This is a genomic window from Sphingopyxis sp. H053, from assembly GCF_001468225.1.
In the GTDB taxonomy this organism is placed as follows: Bacteria; Pseudomonadota; Alphaproteobacteria; order Sphingomonadales; family Sphingomonadaceae; genus Sphingopyxis.
Genome location: NZ_LNRU01000010.1, coordinates 13504 through 30530 on the forward strand (window position 1 = coordinate 13504; position 17027 = coordinate 30530).

The window sequence follows — 17027 nt, forward strand, 5'->3', positions numbered from 1 at the left end:
CCCTGACCGCGCGCCTTGCCGCTGGTGACCCCTACGGGAATCGAACCCGTGTTTCAGCCGTGAGAGGGCCGCGTCCTGACCGCTAGACGAAGGGGCCTTATGGGTCGGAAAATTTGCGGAAAGGGGAGCCGACCGCTCCCGTGCCCGATGGTGACCCCTACGGGACTCGAACCCGTGTTTTCGCCGTGAAAGGGCGACGTCCTAGACCGCTAGACGAAGGGGCCGTCTGATCGGTGAAGCGGCGCATTAGCCGTGCGTGTTCCCCCGGTCAAGGACTCAATCGGCGCTAATTTAACCGTGCCGCGAATGGCATACCGCCTGCAGCTTGTTGCCCTCCGGATCGCGGACATAGGCGCCGTAATAGTTGGCGTGATAATGGGGGCGGAGCCCCGGCGCGCCCTCGTCGCTGCCGCCATGGGCAAGCGCCGCGGCATGAAAGGCATCGACCGTCGCCCGGTCGGCGGCGATGAAGGCGATATGGGTGCCATTGCCGACCGACACCGGTTCGCCATTAAAGGCCGGGCCGACGAAGACCTTGGGGCCGGTCGGCGTGCCATAGCCCTTGCCTTCGCTCTGCCGCACGAATCCGGGATGCCCGAGCACCGCCATGATCGCGTCGTAAAAGGGTTCGGCGCGGGCGAAATCTTCGATGCCGATTGTGATGTGGCTGTACATCGTCGCTTTTCCCTTCGTGCCTTCAGTCGGCCCAGGCCGCGTCTTCGAGGTGGAGTTCGGCGGCCGGCCGGCTGCCCCAGTCGTCGCGTTTCGCGCGGCCCGCAAGCCATAGTTTGCGGCTGCCGCGTGCGTGGAGCAACGCCTGACCCAGCTCGGTCTCGGCGCTGCGGAACGCGACCGCCTTGAAGCGCCCGCCGTCGTCGCCCGACACGATCAGGCGGACATGGTCGGTGCCGACGATTCCCGATTCGACGATCCGCACCGGCCCGGTCGCGACGCGCGGCGCGGGCCATCCGGCGCCGTAAGGGCCCGCGCTCTCGATCGCGTCGCACCAGAGCGGGTTGATCCCGCGCGGCGCGAGCACCGCGTCAATGAGCAGCGACTTGTCGCCGCTCGCGCGCTCGACATCGGTGGCGAGCCGGTCGTTCAGATAAGCGCCGAGCGCGTCGACCTTGTCCGCCGCCACGGTGAGCCCCGCCGCCATCGCATGGCCGCCGCCCGCGACGAGCAGCCCCGTTTCCTTCGCGGCGAGGATCGCGGCACCGAGATCGACGCCCGAAATCGAGCGCCCCGATCCCTTGCCGACGCCATCCTCGTCGAGCGCGATGACGATCGCGGGGCGGTGCAGCCGTTCTTTCAGGCGCCCGGCGACGATGCCGATCACCCCGGGGTGCCAGCCCTGCCCGGCGACGATCGCGACCGGGGCGTTGCCGCACGCCGCGCTGGCATCGATCGCCTGTTCGAGCACCGCGGCCTCGATCGCGCGGCGTTCCTCGTTCAGCCGGTTGAGTTCGACCGCGATGTCGGCGGCTTCCTGCGGATCCGATGTCGTGAGCAATCGCACGCCAAGGTCGGATTTGCCGACGCGCCCGCCGGCGTTGATCCGGGGACCGAGCGCAAAGCCCATGTCGCTCGCGCTCGGCGGCTTGGTGAGGCGCGCGGCGTCCATCAGCGCCGCGAGGCCCGTGTTGCCGCGCCGCGCCATCACCTTCAGCCCCTGCGTCACCAGCGCGCGGTTGAAGCCGGTGAGCCGCGCGACGTCGGCGACGGTGCCGAGCGCGACAAGGTCGAGCAGGTCGATCAGCGCGGGCTCGTCGCGCGTCGCGAAGAAGCCGCGCGCGCGCAGCGTGCGGAGCAGTGCCGCGCCGAGCAGGAAGGCGACCCCGACCGCGGCGAGATTGCCGTGGATCGCGGCGTCGGGTTCCTCGTCGAGCCGGTTCGGGTTCACCAGCGCGAAGGCGGCGGGCAGCGTCGTCGCGCATTGGTGATGGTCGACGACGATCACCTCGACCCCCGCTGCCTTGGCTTCGGAAATCGCGTCGAACGCCTGCGCGCCGCAATCGACCGTGACGACGAGCTTCGACCCCGCCTCGCCGATCTTGACCAGCGCCGCGCCCGAGGGGCCGTATCCCTCCATCAACCGGTCGGGGATATAGGCGCCCGCGGGCAGCCCCAGCCCGCGCAGCAGCCGGACGAGCAGCGCCGCCGAGGTCGCGCCGTCGACGTCATAGTCGCCGAAGATCGTCACCGCTTCCTTGCGCTCGACCGCATCGGCGAGCCGCGCGGCGGCGACGTCCATGTCGCGGAACAGCGACGGGTCGGGCATGAAGCCGCGCAGGGTCGGCGTGCGCTGGCGATCGAGGTCGCCCCGCGCCACCCCGCGCGCGAGCAGCAATTGCGTGACGAGATCGTCGGGCGCGAGATTTTCGGACGCCATGTCGGCGCTCGCGCGCCGCCAGTGCCACGGCTGGCCCTTGATCGAGTGCGTAATGCCGAGCGCCGTTTCGCTCATGACCGCGCCCTCGCGGCGAGGATGCGGGTGCGCAAGTCCAGCGCGGCGGCCAGCGGGATCGCTGGGATCTCGTGCGCGCCAAGCGAACTGCCGCCGGGGACGCCGAACACCAAAGTCGCAAGGCCGAGCGGGCGGAGGATGAAATCGCTCTTGAGGTCGACGCTCTGCACCGACGCGTGCGGCAGCAGCGTCGTCTTGGGTTTCCACGCCCCGCGCCGGATCGCGACCTGTTCGCCAAGGTCGGCCCAGCGATGGAAGCGCGCGCCGAACAAGGATCCGGCACCGATGAGCAGCCCCAGGGCCGGACCGAACCAGCCGAGATTCTGCCCGAATGAAACGGCGACAAGGCCGCCAATGGTTGCGCCGACGGCACCGATCAGCCCGCCGAGCGCGACGATGCCGTGGCTGCGCTGCCACGATTGGCCGGCATCGGGGCGCCGGATCGCGACCTCGTCCAGCACCGGGTCGATCGCATCGAGCTTCGCAAAGGGAACGACCTGATGATCATTTTCCTTCCCGCCGTCGCTCGCCAGGCTTTGCAGGCGGAGTTCGTGCCAGCCGAAGCGTTGGCGGAACCAGCCGGTGACGAGGATCGCCGCCTGCACGCGCTTCACCGGCACCGCGACGTCGGTACGCGTCGTGAGGCCGCGGGTGCGGCGCAGCGCGCGCGGCTCGCGCGTCAGGCGGAAACCCCAGTTGGCGAAAAACATCGTCGCGATCCCGCTCGCAAAACCGATGAAGATCAGCGACAGCGCCGCGCCGACGCCCGCGATCCAGCGATGCGCGAGCAGCCACTGGTCGAGCCCGTAATCCTCGGCGATATCGATCCAGTCCCGGGGGTCGAAGACGTTGAAATCGAACGGCAGCAGCCCGTCGAAAAACTGCATGCCCGCGCCGACCACCGCGAGCGCGGCGAGCGAGAAGTTGAACAGGCCGGCGATCAGCAACTGGCGCGGCCCCATCGCAAAGAGCAACCGGTCCTCGGTCGCGGGCGGTGCCTCGGGCGCATCGGCTACGACGGGCGCAGCCGCCTCGCCGCTGCGATGCGCGCGGATCGTTGTGCGCAGCGCCTGCGCCGAATCGAGCGCAATCGCGTCGAGGCTCGCGTCATTCTCCTTGCCGCCCGCGCCGGTCTCGAACCCGACCTTGGCGATGCCGAGCGCGCGCGAGACCAGCCCCTGCTCGATGCTGACGTCCTGGATGCGGTCGAAGGGGATGGTGCGATGCTGGCGCGCGAAAACGCCGCTTTCGATCACGACCTCGTCGTCGCCGACGAGAAAGCGGAAGCGCAGCCACTGGAACCACGCTGCGAGCAGCGAGAAGAGCAGAAAAGCGCCGATCGCGGGCACGATATACACCCAGTTGCCGGTGAACCCCAATGCGGCCACCGCGGGCAGGAAGTTGAGCGAGCGTGGCCCGAGCTTGACGATGGCGAGCGCGAGCGTCGCGGGGTGCAGCCGCTGCCAGTCCGGCTCGTCCCCAAAATCGGTTGCGGGGGTGGCGGGGCGCGCTGCGGCGACGTCGCTCATGCGAAATCGGTCTGGATATGCCGGCGGATCGTCTCGCGCATCGCGGCCGCCAGGTCAGCGTGGAGCCCGGGCAGCGTCACCGTGCTGTTGTGCGTGCCCGAGGTGTGGACGATCAGGTGCGACAGCCCGAACCAGCGCTCGATCGGCCCCTGCCCGACGTCGATATGCTGGACGCGCACAAAGGGGACGATCGTATCGGTGCGGAACAGCCAGCCGCGCGCGACGCGCAGCTGCCCCTCGCCGATCTTGTATCCCCAGCGCGACACGCGGCGCGAAGGAAAGCTGACGATCACGATCGCCGCGATCACCCACGCGGCGGCGGTGATCAGCCCGTACGGCCCCCCGATATGGCGGATCAGCAGCGCGTCGAACACGCTCGCGCCGATCGCGAGCGGGATCAGGTTGAGCGCGGTCGCGATGCGCAGCACCTGGGCATAGGCGGGATTGACCGGATCGAGCCCCTCGGCGGCATTGAGCGCCTCTGCGTCGAAAGGGTCGGTCGGGTGCGCGGGGGTGTCGGTCATATTCCTCCGATAGTCGGTGGCGGCCCTATGGCACAACCACATTGAAACGCGGGTCGGCGGGCGGGTGGAGCGCGAACCACGACAGGAACGCCGCACGGTCGCCGTCGATCCTGATCGCGCCCGACTGGAGCAGCGCCGGAAACTGCGCCTGCCCCAGCATCACATCGTCGAGCGTCGCCCGGTTTATCGTGATCGTCGCGGTGGGCGCGGGGTCGGTCAGGCCGTACCGCGGCACCTCGACCCCGCCGACGACGACGATCGCGACCGTTTCCTTGCTGTCGGGCAGGATAAACTGGAACGTGCCTTTGACTGCGCCCGCTTTCGCGGCGTCGAAGCGCGTCGCGAGCGCGTCGAAAAACACCGCGGTCGGGATTGCGCTGACGAACGACCGGCTTTGGCCATTGCTCGTCCCGCCCGGAACCGCATTGCCGCGCAGCGTCGCGGCGGCGGCGAGATAATAGTTGCGCCACGCGCCTGACTCGGCCTGATACCCCATCTGGTCATAGGCCGAGGCGAGCGCCGCGCGCGCGTCCCTGTTGTCGGGCTCGGCAAAGACCAGCTTGTTCAACAGCTCGGCCGCCCAGCGATAATCGCCGGCCTTGATTGCCGCCCTGCCCGCCGCGAGCAGCTTGTCGGCACCGCCCGCAAGCGCGACATATTTGGGCGCCGATTGCTCGGGCGGCAGCGGGTTGAAATTCGCCGGATTGCCGTCCCACCAGCCGAAATAGCGCTGGTACGTCGCCTTCATATCGTGGTTGAGCGTGCCATAATAATTGCGGGTCGAGAAATCCTTGCCCTGCACCGGCGCCTCGGCGGTCTGGTCGGCGAGTTCGTGCAGCGTCGCGCCGCGATTGGCGAGAAACAGCGTGCGGTCGTGGACATAACGATAAGCGTCGCGCTGGTTGGCGAGCAGGCTGCTCACCTCGCCCGCGCCCCATGTCGGCCAGTGATGCGACGCCAGCGCGACCTCGGCCTTGCCGCCCCAGCGGACGAGCGCGGCGTCGATCACCTTCGACCAGTGCAGCGCATCGCGCACCTGCGCGCCGCGCAGCGTGAGCACATTGTGCAACGTGTGCGTGACGACCTCGGTCGTGTGCAGTGCTTTATACGCGGGGATATAAAAGACGAACTCCGACGGCGCCTCGGTGCCGCCCGCATCGAGGAAGTCGAACGCCAGCCCGTCGATCGTCAGCGTGCCGCCCGTCGCGGCGACGCTCTCGGTCGGCTCCATATAACCGATCGTCCCCGACGACAGCTTCGGCCCCAGCCCGGTGTCGACCTGGCCCGCGGCCCCGGGCGCGAGGATCGACCCGAACATATAGAGCGCGCGGCGTCCCATCGCGGTGCCGGCAAGGACATTCTCCGACGTCGCTTCCTCCGAAAAGCCGTGCGGCGCGATGATGCGGATCTTCTCGCGCTTCACCTGTTCGGGGGTGACGATGCCGCCGACGCCGCCGAAATGGTCGCTATGGCTGTGGCTGAAGATCACCGCCTTGATCGGCAGCCTGCCCGATTTCGCCTCGACCGTGTCGGCGAACAGCTTCCAGCTTGCGGCCGCCGCCTCTTGGGACAGCAACGGGTCGACGATAATCCACCCGCTCTTGCCGCGGATGATCGTCATCACCGAAATATCGTAACCACGGACCTGCCAGATCTTGCCCGGCACGACCTCGAACAAGCCATGCACCGCGTTCAGCCGCGCCTGCCGCCACAGCGACGGGTTGACCGTATCGGGCGCCGCCTTGGCGTCGAGGAAGGCGTAAGGCCGCCGGTCCCACACCGTCTTGCCGTCCTTGCCCAAAATCACCCCGCCCGGAATCTCGGCAAGCTTGCCGCGCAGCACATTGGCCTCGTCGCGGGGGTCATCGAGCGGCAGGCGTTTGGCGATTTCGGCCTGCGCGGTGCGCGTCGCCTCGCTCGCGGCGTCCTGCGCGGCGGCGGCGAAGGGCAGGGTGCCGGCAAGCAGCAAGGCGGTCAGTCGGCGCATGTCATGTCTCCCCTATGTTTCGGGCAGCTTGCGCCGCGTGCCGGTGCTTGGCAAGCATCGGCCGATGACCGACGCGCCGCACCTCCTGATCGCCTGGCACAGCCGCACCGGCGGCAGCAAAGCGCTCGCTACGGCCGCAGCCGAAGGCGCCGGTCCGGCGTCGCGTCTCGTCGCGGTGGAGGATGTGACGCCCGACCTGTTGCTGGCGGCGGCCGGCTATCTCTTCATCGGCCCCGAAAATCTCGCCGCGCTCTCGGGCGCGATGAAGGAGATGTTCGATCGCTGCTATTACCCCTGTCTCGGCCGGCTCGAAGGCCGCGCCTATGCCACGATCATCTGCGCGGGCTCCGACGGCGAAAACGCCCAACGCCAGCTCGACCGCATCGCCACCGGCTGGCGGCTGAAACGCGTCGCCGATCGGGTGATCGTCAACACTGCGGCGCAGACGCCCGAAGCGATATTGGCGCCCAAGACCATCGCGCCGGGCCGCCTCGCCGAGGCACGCGATCTCGGCGCGGCGCTGGCCGAAGGACTCGCGGCGGGAATTTTCTGAGCGCGCCATCTATCATCCTGAGTGTGTTGTACGGATAATACAGAAAGAATGGGGCGGTCAAGCGCTGGGTGGTTTTCAATGTCGGCTTTGGGGTGGGAAGCGGACGGGAGTGCTTGTCAAAGGAAGACTACGGTAGTGCAGAACTTATTGACGGCCCCTTCTCTCGAAAGCCATCGCTCGTCACGCATTTTAAAGTAGCGAACGACTAATTCTTCGATGGTCGCGAGGCCAACTTGCCGACCGATGCTCTCCGCTGCGAATGCCGAGAAGGACCACTCGTTATATAGAATGCCCTTGCCGTCATGACTGTCAAACCCACTCGGCTTGGTCCGTTTCTCGCTACCGTAGAGCGTATGTTTACCCGTAGGACCTTCTATGGAAAGACCTGAACCATCGCGAAAATCCTGGAGATACATTTCGTATCCACTATCGCCGAGTATCAATCTCGAAACTGACCAGCGGAAATCTGCTGCAATATCGATCGGCACGTAGATCCCCTATGAATTTGGTTTGCGCGCAAACTCCGTACGGCATGTCCAACTTCATTTATCGCCATTGAGTTAACGTCCGCAATCGGTCGTTAGCGGACATTGCAGCGCGATCAGCATGGTCAGAAGCCCCGTCAGCCGAAGAGACGACGAAACCAACCCCGCTTTTTCAGAACGACCGGGGACTGACCCGAAAGCCGCACCAGATAATTGCCCAGGATGGCCGCTTGCTGCTTGGTCATAAGGAAGTGAAACAAATCGGGGTCGTGCTTCCTGGCGGCTTCCGAAGATTGTACGCTTTCGAGCCGGAGCATTATGCGGTCACCCGCATCATGGTGTGTCCAGCCAACCAGTGCCCCATAGCTCTCCATCATCTCGCCCTCACGGTTTTCGCGCGAGCGATGCCGACAGCCCGCGATGAGTGGTTATCAGACCTTCAGCGCAATGTCGTCAAATGGTCGGAAGCTGTCATGTGCAACGACCACCGGATCGCATAGTCCTGATCAGCCAGAACGCCGAAAGGACAAGGCAGGCCCCGGATCAGGTCCGGGGTGAAGAGGATCGATGGGGCAGCTTCCGCTCGAAACCCGTCAGTGCGACCGATGCTCGCCCTTGACCCAGCGCACCGTGCCCGACGACGCGCGCATCACGACGGTCTCGGTGGTCATCACGCCGTCGCGGCGGCGCTTGACGCCGCGCAGCAGCGATCCGTCGGTGACGCCCGTCGCGGCGAAGATCACGTCGCCCTTGGCAAGGTCTTCGAGGTCGTAAACGCGGTCGAGATCCTCGATGCCCCATTTTTTCGCGCGCAGCCGCTCGTCGTCGTTGCGGAAGAGCAGGCGGCCCTTGAACTGGCCGCCGACGCAGCGCAGCGCCGCGGCGGCGAGCACGCCCTCGGGGGCGCCGCCCGATCCCATATAGATATCGATATTGGTGTCGGGGTTCGTCGTCGCGATCACGCCGGCGACGTCGCCGTCGGGGATCAGCGCGACGCCGCAGCCGATCGCGCGCAACTCGGTGATGATCGCTTCGTGGCGCGGACGGTCGAGTACGCAGACGATGATCTGTTCGGGCTTGCAGCCCTTTTCGCGCGCAACGGCTTCGACATTCTCGCGCACGCTATTGTCGAAATTGACGATGCCGGGCGAATAGCCCGCGCCGACCGCGAGCTTGTCCATATAGACGTCGGGGGCGTTGAGCAGGCAGCCTTCCTCGGCGATCGCGAGCACCGCGAGCGCGTTGGGGCCGGCCTTGGCGGTGATCGTCGTGCCTTCGAGCGGGTCGACCGCGATGTCGATCTTCGGACCCTTGCCCGGCGCGTTGCCGACCTTTTCGCCGATATAGAGCATCGGCGCCTCGTCGCGCTCGCCTTCGCCGATGACGATCGTGCCGTCCATATAGAGCGTGTTGAACGCGGTGCGCATCGCCTCGACGGCGGCGGCGTCGGCGGCCTTCTCGTCGCCGCGGCCGATCAGCTTCGCGGCGGCGATCGCCGCGGCTTCGGTGACGCGCACCATCTCGAGCACGAGCACCCGGTCGAGGTTGCTGCTATTCGTCATGTCGGCCACTCTCCGTCTTTACTTGTTCCGCCGCGTGGGCATGGTGGGCGCCATATGGTCGCCCGCGCCGCTTGTCGAGAATACTTCGCCCGATTCGGTGCCGCTTTCGCCATGAGCTGTGTCATCGCGATGACGGCGGTGGCACCCGCCGCGGCGCAGACGCAGGGACCACCCGCGCCGCCGCCGCCGCGCGATGCCGAAAGCGCCGCCGCGAAGGCAAAGGAAATGGTCGACCCGATCAAGCGCTGTAAACCCGCCGACGACGGTTCGATCAATGTGTGCGGCTCCGACACCGATCTCCACCGCCTGTCGCCCGAACTGCGCGCGATCGCGAACGAAGGCCGCGAGGCACCGCCGAAGCTGCCGCGCGCCGAGGCGCAGGCGATGACGCTCGACAAGCTGCCGTACAATTGGATGTCGCTCGGCGGCCGGATGAAGCGCGGCCCCGAATATAATCCGCTCTATGAAGCGGTGAAACGCGCGACCGATCCCGAAACGGGCACCCCGCCGACCCCCGAAGAGGAGCCTTAGGCGAAGACCTCCGCCGCTGCTCGGCGCGGACCGGCGGCGCGGAGGAACCCCGCCGCAACAAGGATCTTCCCCAGAAAATAGGCAGCGAGAAGCAGGATCCACGCGAAGCTCATGGCGATTTCGAGCGCGCTTCCGGGCGCTTGCGCATTCTTCCAGATGACCGCGCTGTGGACGAGGATGAGTCCTCCGAGCATGAGGCCGAAGACTGTACCGAAAGCCAGATAAAAGCCGAAGAGACGCCATTGCGCCTGCCCGGTCGCCCGCCACGATTCGGCGATAGCCGAAAAGGGATTGAGCCGCCCGCCCGCGCCCATGATCGCACCGGTCAGGCAGAGCCGGGCCTCGATCCATGTGCCAAGTACGACGAGCGCCAGCCGGTAGGCCCCGTCGACGAAACTCCCGGCCAGTGCGTTCCACTCGGCGATACCGATCGTGAGCAGGATCGGCAGCGTCGCGATTACGCCGATGCTGAAATAGAGCAGGATAATGACGATCAGATACGCCGCGCCTGCGACCATTCCGTACATGATCTCCGAAATATAGCCTTCGCGAAATTCGGCGAGGATCGCGTTCCACGCCGCGAACATCGCGCCCGCGACGATCACCGACACGATGCCGAGCAAATAAAGCGGTCCGGTGATCGAGCCGCTGATATAGGTGCCATAGGTGTTGACCATCAGCGCGATGATGGTGCGAAGATTGAAGATAGGCTCGCTCGACAGCAGCAGGAACGGCACCAGCACGCCCAGCCCGATATAGGCGAGCAGCGCCCGCCAATGTTCGGCCGCCAGCGCGCGCGCCTCGGCCAGCCCCTGCCTGATTTCGATATCCATGTCCGCCCCCTCTTCCCCTCATCAGGGCTAACAGCGGGGCGGGCGATTGCAAGTCGGCGTTGCCGCCCTTTACAGCGCGAGGATCGGCATATGCATCGGCGCGCCGACGACATGGTCCGATGCGCCGAGGATATCGAGCGCGGCGTGGATCGTGCTCGCCGGGCCTTCGTGGGTGACGAGCACGATGACGACGCCGCTGCCGTCCTCGCTGCCGCGCTGGATCAGGCTTTCGATCGACACCCCGGCATCGCGCATCGCCGTCGCGATCTCGGCGAGCACGCCGATGCGGTCCTCGACGATCAGGCGGACATAATGTTTGCCGATCCGCGCGCCGGCGTCGGCGACGGGTGCCTGGTCGAGCGAATCGACCGGCATCGCAAAGGCGGGGCCATATTCGTCGCGCGCGATGTCGATGATGTCGGCGACGATCGCCGATGCGGTCGGCCCCGCCCCCGCGCCCGCGCCCTCGAAGAAGAGGCGCCCGACGAAATTGCCCTCGGCGACGACGGCGTTCAATGCGCCGGGGACATAGGCGAGCGGATGATCGGCGGGGACCAGGCACGGCTGGACATGCTGGTACAAACCATTCGCATCGCGCTCGGCCATGCCGATCAGGCGGACGCGGTGGCCGAGCGCTTCGGCCTCGCGAATGTCGGCGGCGATCAGCCCGCGGATCCCGTCGGCGGTCACCGCGCCGATATCGAGCCGCGTCCCGAAGCACAGCGCGGCGAGGATCGACAATTTATGCGCGGCGTCGATCCCGTCGACGTCGAAGGTCGGGTCGGCCTCGGCATAACCCTCGGCCTGCGCCGCGGCGAGCGCATCGGCGAAGCTCGCGCCGTTCCGCTCCATCTGCGTCAGGATATAATTGCAGGTGCCGTTGAGGATGCCATAGACGCGCGCGATCTCGTTTGCCGATGCGCCCTCGCGGATCGCCTTGATGACCGGGATGCCGCCCGCGACCGCGGCTTCATATTTCAGCGGCGTGTCTTTCTCTTCGGCGAGCCGCGCGAGGTCGAGCCCGTGGTGCGCGATCATCGCCTTGTTCGCGGTGACCAGCGCCTTGCCCGCGCCGAGCGCATGGCGCGCGAGCGTCAGCGCCGGGCCGTCGGCGCCGCCGATCATCTCGACGATGACATCGACGTCGTCCGCCGCGACGAGCGCATCCATATCGTCTTCCCAGCGATAGGGCGACAGGTCGACGCCGCGATCCTTGTGCCGGTCGCGCGCCGACAGCGCGACGATCTCGATCGCGCGCCCGGCGCGGCGCGCGATCAGGTCGCGGTTCGCCTCGAGCAGCCGCACCACGCCGCCGCCGACGACGCCAATCCCCGCGAGCGCGACACGCAGCGGCGGGCGAGGGGCGGTCGGGGCGGAATAGGGCGACATGCGAGGAGCTCCGTATAGACGCGGAGCCGCGCCCCGCCGTTGCGAGCGCCCTATCGGCTTTTGCCATGGAAACAAGCCCGGCGCGCCTAGGGCCTGCCGAAGCTGAGCTTTATCCGGCTATGATAAGCGGCACCGGCCCGCTCCCCCTCCCGGCCTCCCCAACGATAGTAGCCTATGGGAGGCCGGGTGGCGGGAGCGGGCCGGTGCCGCCTCCGACGTCAGTCGGAGAAACAGAAATCAGTCCACCGGCTTGCGCGTGCGCGTGCATTCGCCGAGCGCGCCGAGGACGACATTATAGTCCGACGCCGCCTTGCGCCGATCCTCGGGGGCGGTTCCCGCCAGCTTGCTCAGCGGCAGCTGGCGCGGCAATCCGCAAGCGAGCCGATACCAGGCGAGCGTATTGCGCTGTGGCACCGCCGCCGACGCGTCGACGATCTCGCCGAACGCCGCCGCCCAGCGCCGCGAGCCGTCGGCAGCGGTCAGGATGGTCAGCGACACGGGCTCTCCGGTCCCGGTGTTGAGGAACAGCTGCGTCTCGCCTTCGCCGGGCAAGGTGCCCGGAACGTGGAAGCCGTTCGCGACGCCGGTGATCGCCGGCGCCGCGCCGGGCTTGACCAGTTCGGTGAGCACGGCGCGCAATTGCGCCTCGGTCGCCGGATCCCACGGCAGCTGTGCATCGGGCGCGATCAGCTGGACGCTGCCGGTGTTGCTGCTGCCTGCCGTCGCCCCGGCGACGGGCCGGGCAAAGAGCAGGACGGGCTGTTTCTTCTTCAGCTTCGCCGGCTTTCCCTTCGCGTCGAGCGGCAGGTCGACGAGGTAGGAGATTCGCGCCGCGAGCGGTCCCGCGCCGCGAATCAGGCTGACAACGTCGGACTCGACATAGAATCGGGTGTGGCCCGCCGCGACTCCGGGGGCTCGCTCGGGTTTGAGCGCCGTGGCCTTATATATACGCGCGTGCAGTACGGTCGGCGCCGCGGTCGCCAGATCGGCGATATCGGCATAGCTGTACGGACTGGCCGCGGCGGCGGCCGGGGGCGCCTGCATCGCGGAAACGCTGGGGATTCCAAGAGTTAAGGCAAGAATGCCGGCGATAGCGGCCGGGTGGGGGAGGCGCATGATCGTTCCACTTTCCGTCGTTTATGACACCGGTATCGGCGTTGAAATCCCCATCATGGGACAAGGCACATTAACCGCTGATAAAGGGTTTGCGAATGTGCCGCCACCGCGATAGGACGGGCCGCGAAGCGTCCGGCAAAAACATAATAAGCCGAACGTAGCGCCGTCGGGTCTCGCACAACGCATCGGAAATCATCCGGGCATTTGGCAACCGAACCCGCCGGCAGGGAATTGGTGTCAGGATGATCTAGCAAGGAGCGTCGTCCCTGAATGGCTTATGGTGATAATGTCGACCCTAAAAACAGGGTAGTGGCGATTGTCTTGGTTGGTCTGCTTACAGCGGTTCTGGGCTACGGCCTGGTCAACGGCTTGAATATCAGTATCGTCAAGAAACTCGCCGAAAAATTGGATGTGGTGGACGTAGAAGAGCCGCCGCCGCCGGAGGAACCCCCGCCGCCGCCGCCGCCGGACAATAAATTGCCGCCGCCGCCGCCGGTTGTGACGCCGCCGTCGCCCATTCCGCCGCCGGTGACGACCAACACGGTCCAGTCGGTGCCGAAGGCGCCGCCGACGCCGCCCCCGCCCGTCTATACGCCGCCGGCACCGCCGGCGCCGCCGCCGACGCCTGATCTCAGCGCTGCCGGTACGCCCAAGGGCAACCCGGGCCGCTGGGCGACGAACGACGACTATCCGGCCCGTGCGATGCGCGAAGAGCGTGAAGGCACCACCGGGTTCCGCGTCACCTATGGCGTCGATGGCCGCATCACCTCGTGCGATGTGACCGCGTCGAGCGGTCATGCCGATCTCGATGCCGAAACCTGCAAACTTATCCAGCGCCGTGGCCGGTTCAATCCGGGCAAGGATCGCGCGGGTAACCCCGTGGGCGGCAGCTACAGCAATCGTATCCGTTGGCAGATTCCGCGCTGATCGCGCGACCGGATCTGTGTTTCGAACTTATCGAATATTTTGAGAGGGATTTTCCAGTATGTTTAATCTGATCGCAAATGCCGCCGCTGCGGCAGCACCGGCCCACGAAGCGGGGCTCAGCCTGATGCCCGCCGCGATGTGCGTGAAGGAAGAAGGCGCGAGCCCCTATGGTCTCGTCCCCGCACTGTGCGAAGGCGGCATCGTCTCGCAGGTCACCTTCCTCGTCCTGCTGATCATGTTCGTCGGCACGCTCTACATCCTGTTCACCAAGCTGTTCGAACAGAATAAGGTGATGAACCAGGGCAAGGCCGTCGACGCCAACTTCTGGCGCGCTCCGACGCTCGCCGACGGCGCTTCGAAGCTCGAAAAGAACAGCGCGTATCGCCAGGTCGTCGAAGACGGTCTGCGCGCCAACGAAGAGCATAACAAGCTCGCCAACCCCGTCGAAGCCCACGACTGGATGCACGGCACGCTCGAGCGTTCGCAGAACCACATCAACTCGAAGCTGAACTCGGGCCTCGCCTTCCTCGCGACCGTCGGTTCGACCGCGCCGTTCGTCGGTCTGTTCGGTACCGTTATCGGTATTCTTCGCGCCCTCGTGAAGATCGGTGCGTCGGGCCAGGCTTCGATCGACACCGTCGCCGGTCCGGTCGGTGAAGCTCTCATCATGACCGCCATCGGTCTGATCGTGGCGGTTCCCGCGGTGCTCGCCTTCAACTGGCTCCAGAGCCGCAACAAGGCGATTGCCCGCCGTCTGTCGACCTTCTCGAACGACGTGCTCGGCTCGATCATGTCGAACGGCCAGGTGAAGCCGGCGTCGCTGACCCCGGCGAAGGCTGCTGCTCCGGCCGCGGCACCGAAGAAGGCCTGATCGGTCTCCTGGACCCCCGCCTTGTCGTTGCGTGGCGAGTCGCCGCGTGGCGAAAGGCGGGGTCCGTTGGACAGGGAAGGCGGGCTCAAGGCACGCCGTCCCGATGTCCGTGACAGAAATTTTGTGACAGGATGCTAATCCTATGGCGATGAGTGTAGGCGACAAGGGTGGCGAAGACGCCCCGATGTCCGAAATCAACACGACTCCGCTCGTGGACATCATGCTTGTGTTGCTCATCATCTTCCTCATCACGGTTCCCGTGGTGCTGGAGACGGTGAACCTGAAACTGCCCGACGTGGCGTTTGAGGTGACGACGACGAAGCCTGAGAATGTGCTGCTTTCGATCCGTTCGGCTGATACCGACGGCGATGGCGAGCCCAACCCCGAGAGCACGGCGTGTGAAGTATATTGGGGCCAGACCCCGGTGGATTCCAAGCAGTTGCTGGAACGTGGACAAAAGAAGCTCGAGCAGCTGCTCGAAGATATCGGCGGTCCGCAGAATATCACCGAGGAAAACTTCCCCGAAGTGCACATCCGCGGCGACGTCAACACGCCGTACCAGTGCATCGGTGGCGTGATCTACACGATGCAATATGCCGGCTTCCAGAAGATCGGGTTCATTTCGGAACCGGCTCCTGGTTCGGGTACGGTGGGCCGCCTGTAAGGGCGCGCTCCGTTTAGGAACGAAGGAATAATCGCATGTCCATGGCAGTTGGAGATCGGGACGAAAATGAACCGATGATGGACATGAACACGACGCCGTTGATCGACGTCATGCTCGTGCTCCTCATCATGTTCATCATCACCATCCCGGTCCAGACCCACGCGGTGAAGATCGACCTGCCGGTCCCGACCGACAGCCAGAGCAATGTCGACCCCGAAAAGAACAAGGTGATGATCGATCCCGCGGGAACGATCACCTGGAACGGTTCGCCGGTCGACCTTGCGCAGCTGGCAAATTATCTGGAACAGACCAAGGCACTGCCGGTCGAACCCGAGCTGCAGGTCCAGCCCGACCCCTATGCGCGCTATATCGTCGTCGACAATGTCATGGCGGTGATCAAGCGCAGCGGCGTCGGCAAGCTGGGCTTCGTCGGCAACGAGCAATACGCCCGCGTCTTCTGATCTTCTGATCGAAGCCGTCAGGCAAAAAATACGGGGCCGCGAAGCAATTCGCGGCCCTTTTTTGTCCGTCCGATCGGCGACGAATGGCCCAAGATGACCGGAAGCTACCCTGCCAGTCCTCGTCACCCCGGGCTTGACCCGGGGCCTGCCTTGTCTTTTCGACGTTAAGCGGAAGAAAGGCGGGTCCCGGGTCAAGCCCGGGGTGACGGCGGTTTAAAGACGACCGAAACTAGTCGCCCCACTACCTACGTCGTCATCCCCGCGAAAGCGGGGACCCAGCGAGCTGACGTCGCAACTGGGTTCCCGCTTTCGCGGGAATGACGAAGGCGGGGGATGGTCTCCACCCCAAAGCCGACTTATCCCCTTGGAACTGGCGGCGATTGCGGGCATCACCCTCGAACCGGGATCGAAACGCGCCGAGACGACGTTCTGATTCCAATCTGGATCAAAGGGAGCAGCAAAATGACGATGGGTTCGCGCCGGAAACAGATCATGGCCCAGGGGGCCGTCGTCATCGGGGCGCTGGCGCTCGCCGGCTGCGCCGGGATGGGCAAGAAAGCGACCACGACGCTGCCCCCGGCCGATGCCTATGCCCAGCTCTATGACAATAAGGGCGCCGACCGCGGCCGCGCCGACATCTACCGCGACACGACGGGTCTCCGCATCGAACTCGTCGCGCGCGGCTTTGCGCCGGGCACCTATGGGATGCACGTCCATGCCGTCGGTCAGTGCAATGCGCCCGATTTCGCCAGCGCCGGCCCGCACTGGAACCCGACCGGCGCCCAGCACGGCCGCGACAATCCGATGGGCGCGCACCATGGCGACCTGCCCAACCTCGTCATCGAGCCTGACCAGATCGGCCGCGCGACGTTGCGCCTCGTCGGCTCGCGTTTCGAGGGCGATGGCGCGCTGCTCGATGCCGACGGTGCGGCGTTCGTGATCCACGCCGGCCCCGATGATTACAAGACCGACCCCAGCGGCAACAGCGGCGGGCGCGTCGCGTGCGGCGTGATCGTCAAAGAGGGCACGAAGTAAGCCCCGCTTCGGCTCCGTCGCTCCCGCCAGGCGGGACGACGGAGGCGGTTTCAAACCTCGACTGAACTAAAGGCGGGTGCCTCGATCGAAAGG

General features: G+C 66.0%; 18 protein-coding genes and 2 tRNA genes. 7 read left to right on the plus strand and 13 right to left on the minus strand.

The window, feature by feature from the left end:
• Positions 1 to 22: 22 nt before the first annotated feature.
• The 7 genes from ATE70_RS18250 to ATE70_RS18280 all read right to left on the minus strand — a co-directional run bounded on the left by ATE70_RS18250 (position 23) and on the right by ATE70_RS18280 (position 6507).
• Positions 23 to 97, minus strand: a tRNA-Glu gene (locus ATE70_RS18250).
• A gap of 51 nt (positions 98 to 148) precedes the next feature.
• Positions 149 to 224: transfer RNA gene (locus ATE70_RS18255), tRNA-Glu, on the minus strand.
• Between the two features lie 67 nt (positions 225 to 291).
• On the minus strand, positions 292 to 675 hold the full coding sequence (locus tag ATE70_RS18260) for a VOC family protein (protein WP_058539184.1): 384 nt from the start codon (positions 673 to 675) through the stop codon (positions 292 to 294).
• Positions 676 to 697: 22 nt separating this feature from the next.
• Positions 698 to 2467: a single-stranded-DNA-specific exonuclease RecJ gene (gene recJ, locus ATE70_RS18265; RefSeq protein ID WP_058539185.1), complete on the minus strand. Its 1770-nt coding sequence runs from the start codon at positions 2465 to 2467 to the stop codon at positions 698 to 700.
• Positions 2464 to 3996 carry a PH domain-containing protein gene (locus tag ATE70_RS18270; protein WP_058539186.1) on the minus strand — a complete coding sequence of 511 codons (1533 nt, stop codon included), beginning with the start codon at positions 3994 to 3996 and terminating at the stop codon, positions 2464 to 2466. Before ATE70_RS18270 ends, recJ begins: the two co-directional genes overlap by 4 nt.
• Positions 3993 to 4520, minus strand: a complete 528-nt coding sequence (locus tag ATE70_RS18275) for a PH domain-containing protein (protein WP_058539187.1) — start codon at positions 4518 to 4520, stop codon at positions 3993 to 3995. Before ATE70_RS18275 ends, ATE70_RS18270 begins: the two co-directional genes overlap by 4 nt.
• Positions 4521 to 4545: 25 nt before the next feature.
• Positions 4546 to 6507: an alkyl/aryl-sulfatase gene (locus ATE70_RS18280; RefSeq protein ID WP_058539188.1), complete on the minus strand. Its 1962-nt coding sequence runs from the start codon at positions 6505 to 6507 to the stop codon at positions 4546 to 4548.
• Between the two features lie 64 nt (positions 6508 to 6571).
• Here ATE70_RS18280 and ATE70_RS18285 point away from each other — a divergent pair, with 64 nt between their 5' ends.
• On the plus strand, positions 6572 to 7060 hold the full coding sequence (locus tag ATE70_RS18285) for a hypothetical protein (protein ID WP_058539246.1): 489 nt from the start codon (positions 6572 to 6574) through the stop codon (positions 7058 to 7060).
• Positions 7061 to 7176: 116 nt separating this feature from the next.
• Here the strand turns inward: ATE70_RS18285 and ATE70_RS18290 are convergent, their stop codons facing one another.
• The 3 genes from ATE70_RS18290 to glpX all read right to left on the minus strand — a co-directional run bounded on the left by ATE70_RS18290 (position 7177) and on the right by glpX (position 9107).
• Positions 7177 to 7548 carry a hypothetical protein gene (locus tag ATE70_RS18290; protein WP_156419775.1) on the minus strand — a complete coding sequence of 124 codons (372 nt, stop codon included), beginning with the start codon at positions 7546 to 7548 and terminating at the stop codon, positions 7177 to 7179.
• A 134-nt stretch (positions 7549 to 7682) separates the two neighbouring features.
• Positions 7683 to 7922, minus strand: coding sequence for a hypothetical protein (locus ATE70_RS18295; RefSeq protein WP_058539190.1), 240 nt, complete (start codon positions 7920 to 7922; stop codon positions 7683 to 7685).
• A gap of 216 nt (positions 7923 to 8138) precedes the next feature.
• Entirely contained in the window at positions 8139 to 9107 is a 969-nt protein-coding gene (gene glpX, locus ATE70_RS18300) for a class II fructose-bisphosphatase (protein WP_058539191.1), read from the minus strand.
• 111 nt (positions 9108 to 9218) lie between these two features.
• On the opposite strand from glpX, the gene ATE70_RS18305 reads away from it, so the two are divergent.
• Entirely contained in the window at positions 9219 to 9638 is a 420-nt protein-coding gene (locus ATE70_RS18305) for a hypothetical protein (protein ID WP_231732716.1), read from the plus strand.
• On the opposite strand, the gene ATE70_RS18310 is transcribed toward ATE70_RS18305, so the two are convergent.
• From ATE70_RS18310 to ATE70_RS18320, 3 genes are all read right to left on the minus strand, one after another.
• The gene (locus ATE70_RS18310) at positions 9635 to 10471 is read right to left on the minus strand and encodes a hypothetical protein (protein WP_058539193.1); all 837 of its coding nucleotides are present in this window, start codon (positions 10469 to 10471) and stop codon (positions 9635 to 9637) included. The two genes, ATE70_RS18305 and ATE70_RS18310, sit on opposite strands and share 4 nt — an antisense overlap.
• 69 nt (positions 10472 to 10540) lie before the next feature.
• A complete protein-coding gene (locus ATE70_RS18315) occupies positions 10541 to 11860 on the minus strand; it encodes a homoserine dehydrogenase (RefSeq protein WP_058539194.1) in 1320 nt (439 codons plus the stop codon).
• Positions 11861 to 12097: 237 nt separating this feature from the next.
• Positions 12098 to 12904, minus strand: a complete 807-nt coding sequence (locus ATE70_RS18320) for a hypothetical protein (RefSeq protein ID WP_231732715.1) — start codon at positions 12902 to 12904, stop codon at positions 12098 to 12100.
• Between the two features lie 342 nt (positions 12905 to 13246).
• Here ATE70_RS18320 and ATE70_RS18325 point away from each other — a divergent pair, with 342 nt between their 5' ends.
• From ATE70_RS18325 to ATE70_RS18345, 5 genes are all read left to right on the plus strand, one after another.
• A complete protein-coding gene (locus ATE70_RS18325; RefSeq protein ID WP_058539196.1) occupies positions 13247 to 13903 on the plus strand; it encodes an energy transducer TonB in 657 nt (218 codons plus the stop codon).
• Between the two features lie 58 nt (positions 13904 to 13961).
• A complete protein-coding gene (locus tag ATE70_RS18330; protein WP_197411515.1) occupies positions 13962 to 14774 on the plus strand; it encodes a MotA/TolQ/ExbB proton channel family protein in 813 nt (270 codons plus the stop codon).
• Between the two features lie 142 nt (positions 14775 to 14916).
• Positions 14917 to 15438: an ExbD/TolR family protein gene (locus ATE70_RS18335; RefSeq protein WP_037517271.1), complete on the plus strand. Its 522-nt coding sequence runs from the start codon at positions 14917 to 14919 to the stop codon at positions 15436 to 15438.
• A gap of 35 nt (positions 15439 to 15473) precedes the next feature.
• Positions 15474 to 15899 (plus strand): ExbD/TolR family protein, encoded by a 426-nt coding sequence (locus tag ATE70_RS18340; RefSeq protein ID WP_037517269.1) that lies wholly within the window; start codon positions 15474 to 15476, stop codon positions 15897 to 15899.
• A 462-nt stretch (positions 15900 to 16361) separates the two neighbouring features.
• The gene (locus ATE70_RS18345; RefSeq protein WP_231732714.1) at positions 16362 to 16934 is read left to right on the plus strand and encodes a superoxide dismutase family protein; all 573 of its coding nucleotides are present in this window, start codon (positions 16362 to 16364) and stop codon (positions 16932 to 16934) included.
• Positions 16935 to 17027: the final 93 nt, after the last annotated feature.

Bases quoted from the DNA above. Each gene is read 5' to 3' on its own strand.
- ATE70_RS18335 (WP_037517271.1), top strand. From the start codon at position 14,917: ATGGCGATGAGTGTAGGCGACAAGGGTGGCGAAGACGCCCCGATGTCC.
- glpX (WP_058539191.1), bottom strand. From the start codon at position 9,107: ATGACGAATAGCAGCAACCTCGACCGGGTGCTCGTGCTCGAGATGGTG.
- ATE70_RS18330 (WP_197411515.1), top strand. From the start codon at position 13,962: ATGTTTAATCTGATCGCAAATGCCGCCGCTGCGGCAGCACCGGCCCAC.
- recJ (WP_058539185.1), bottom strand. From the start codon at position 2,467: ATGAGCGAAACGGCGCTCGGCATTACGCACTCGATCAAGGGCCAGCCG.
- ATE70_RS18280 (WP_058539188.1), bottom strand. From the start codon at position 6,507: ATGCGCCGACTGACCGCCTTGCTGCTTGCCGGCACCCTGCCCTTCGCC.
- ATE70_RS18260 (WP_058539184.1), bottom strand. From the start codon at position 675: ATGTACAGCCACATCACAATCGGCATCGAAGATTTCGCCCGCGCCGAA.
- ATE70_RS18270 (WP_058539186.1), bottom strand. From the start codon at position 3,996: ATGAGCGACGTCGCCGCAGCGCGCCCCGCCACCCCCGCAACCGATTTT.
- ATE70_RS18310 (WP_058539193.1), bottom strand. From the start codon at position 10,471: ATGGATATCGAAATCAGGCAGGGGCTGGCCGAGGCGCGCGCGCTGGCG.
- ATE70_RS18345 (WP_231732714.1), top strand. From the start codon at position 16,362: ATGACGATGGGTTCGCGCCGGAAACAGATCATGGCCCAGGGGGCCGTC.
- ATE70_RS18305 (WP_231732716.1), top strand. From the start codon at position 9,219: ATGAGCTGTGTCATCGCGATGACGGCGGTGGCACCCGCCGCGGCGCAG.
- ATE70_RS18340 (WP_037517269.1), top strand. From the start codon at position 15,474: ATGTCCATGGCAGTTGGAGATCGGGACGAAAATGAACCGATGATGGAC.
- ATE70_RS18315 (WP_058539194.1), bottom strand. From the start codon at position 11,860: ATGTCGCCCTATTCCGCCCCGACCGCCCCTCGCCCGCCGCTGCGTGTC.
- ATE70_RS18325 (WP_058539196.1), top strand. From the start codon at position 13,247: ATGGCTTATGGTGATAATGTCGACCCTAAAAACAGGGTAGTGGCGATT.
- ATE70_RS18285 (WP_058539246.1), top strand. From the start codon at position 6,572: ATGACCGACGCGCCGCACCTCCTGATCGCCTGGCACAGCCGCACCGGC.
- ATE70_RS18320 (WP_231732715.1), bottom strand. From the start codon at position 12,904: ATGCAGGCGCCCCCGGCCGCCGCCGCGGCCAGTCCGTACAGCTATGCC.
- ATE70_RS18275 (WP_058539187.1), bottom strand. From the start codon at position 4,520: ATGACCGACACCCCCGCGCACCCGACCGACCCTTTCGACGCAGAGGCG.
- ATE70_RS18295 (WP_058539190.1), bottom strand. From the start codon at position 7,922: ATGATGGAGAGCTATGGGGCACTGGTTGGCTGGACACACCATGATGCG.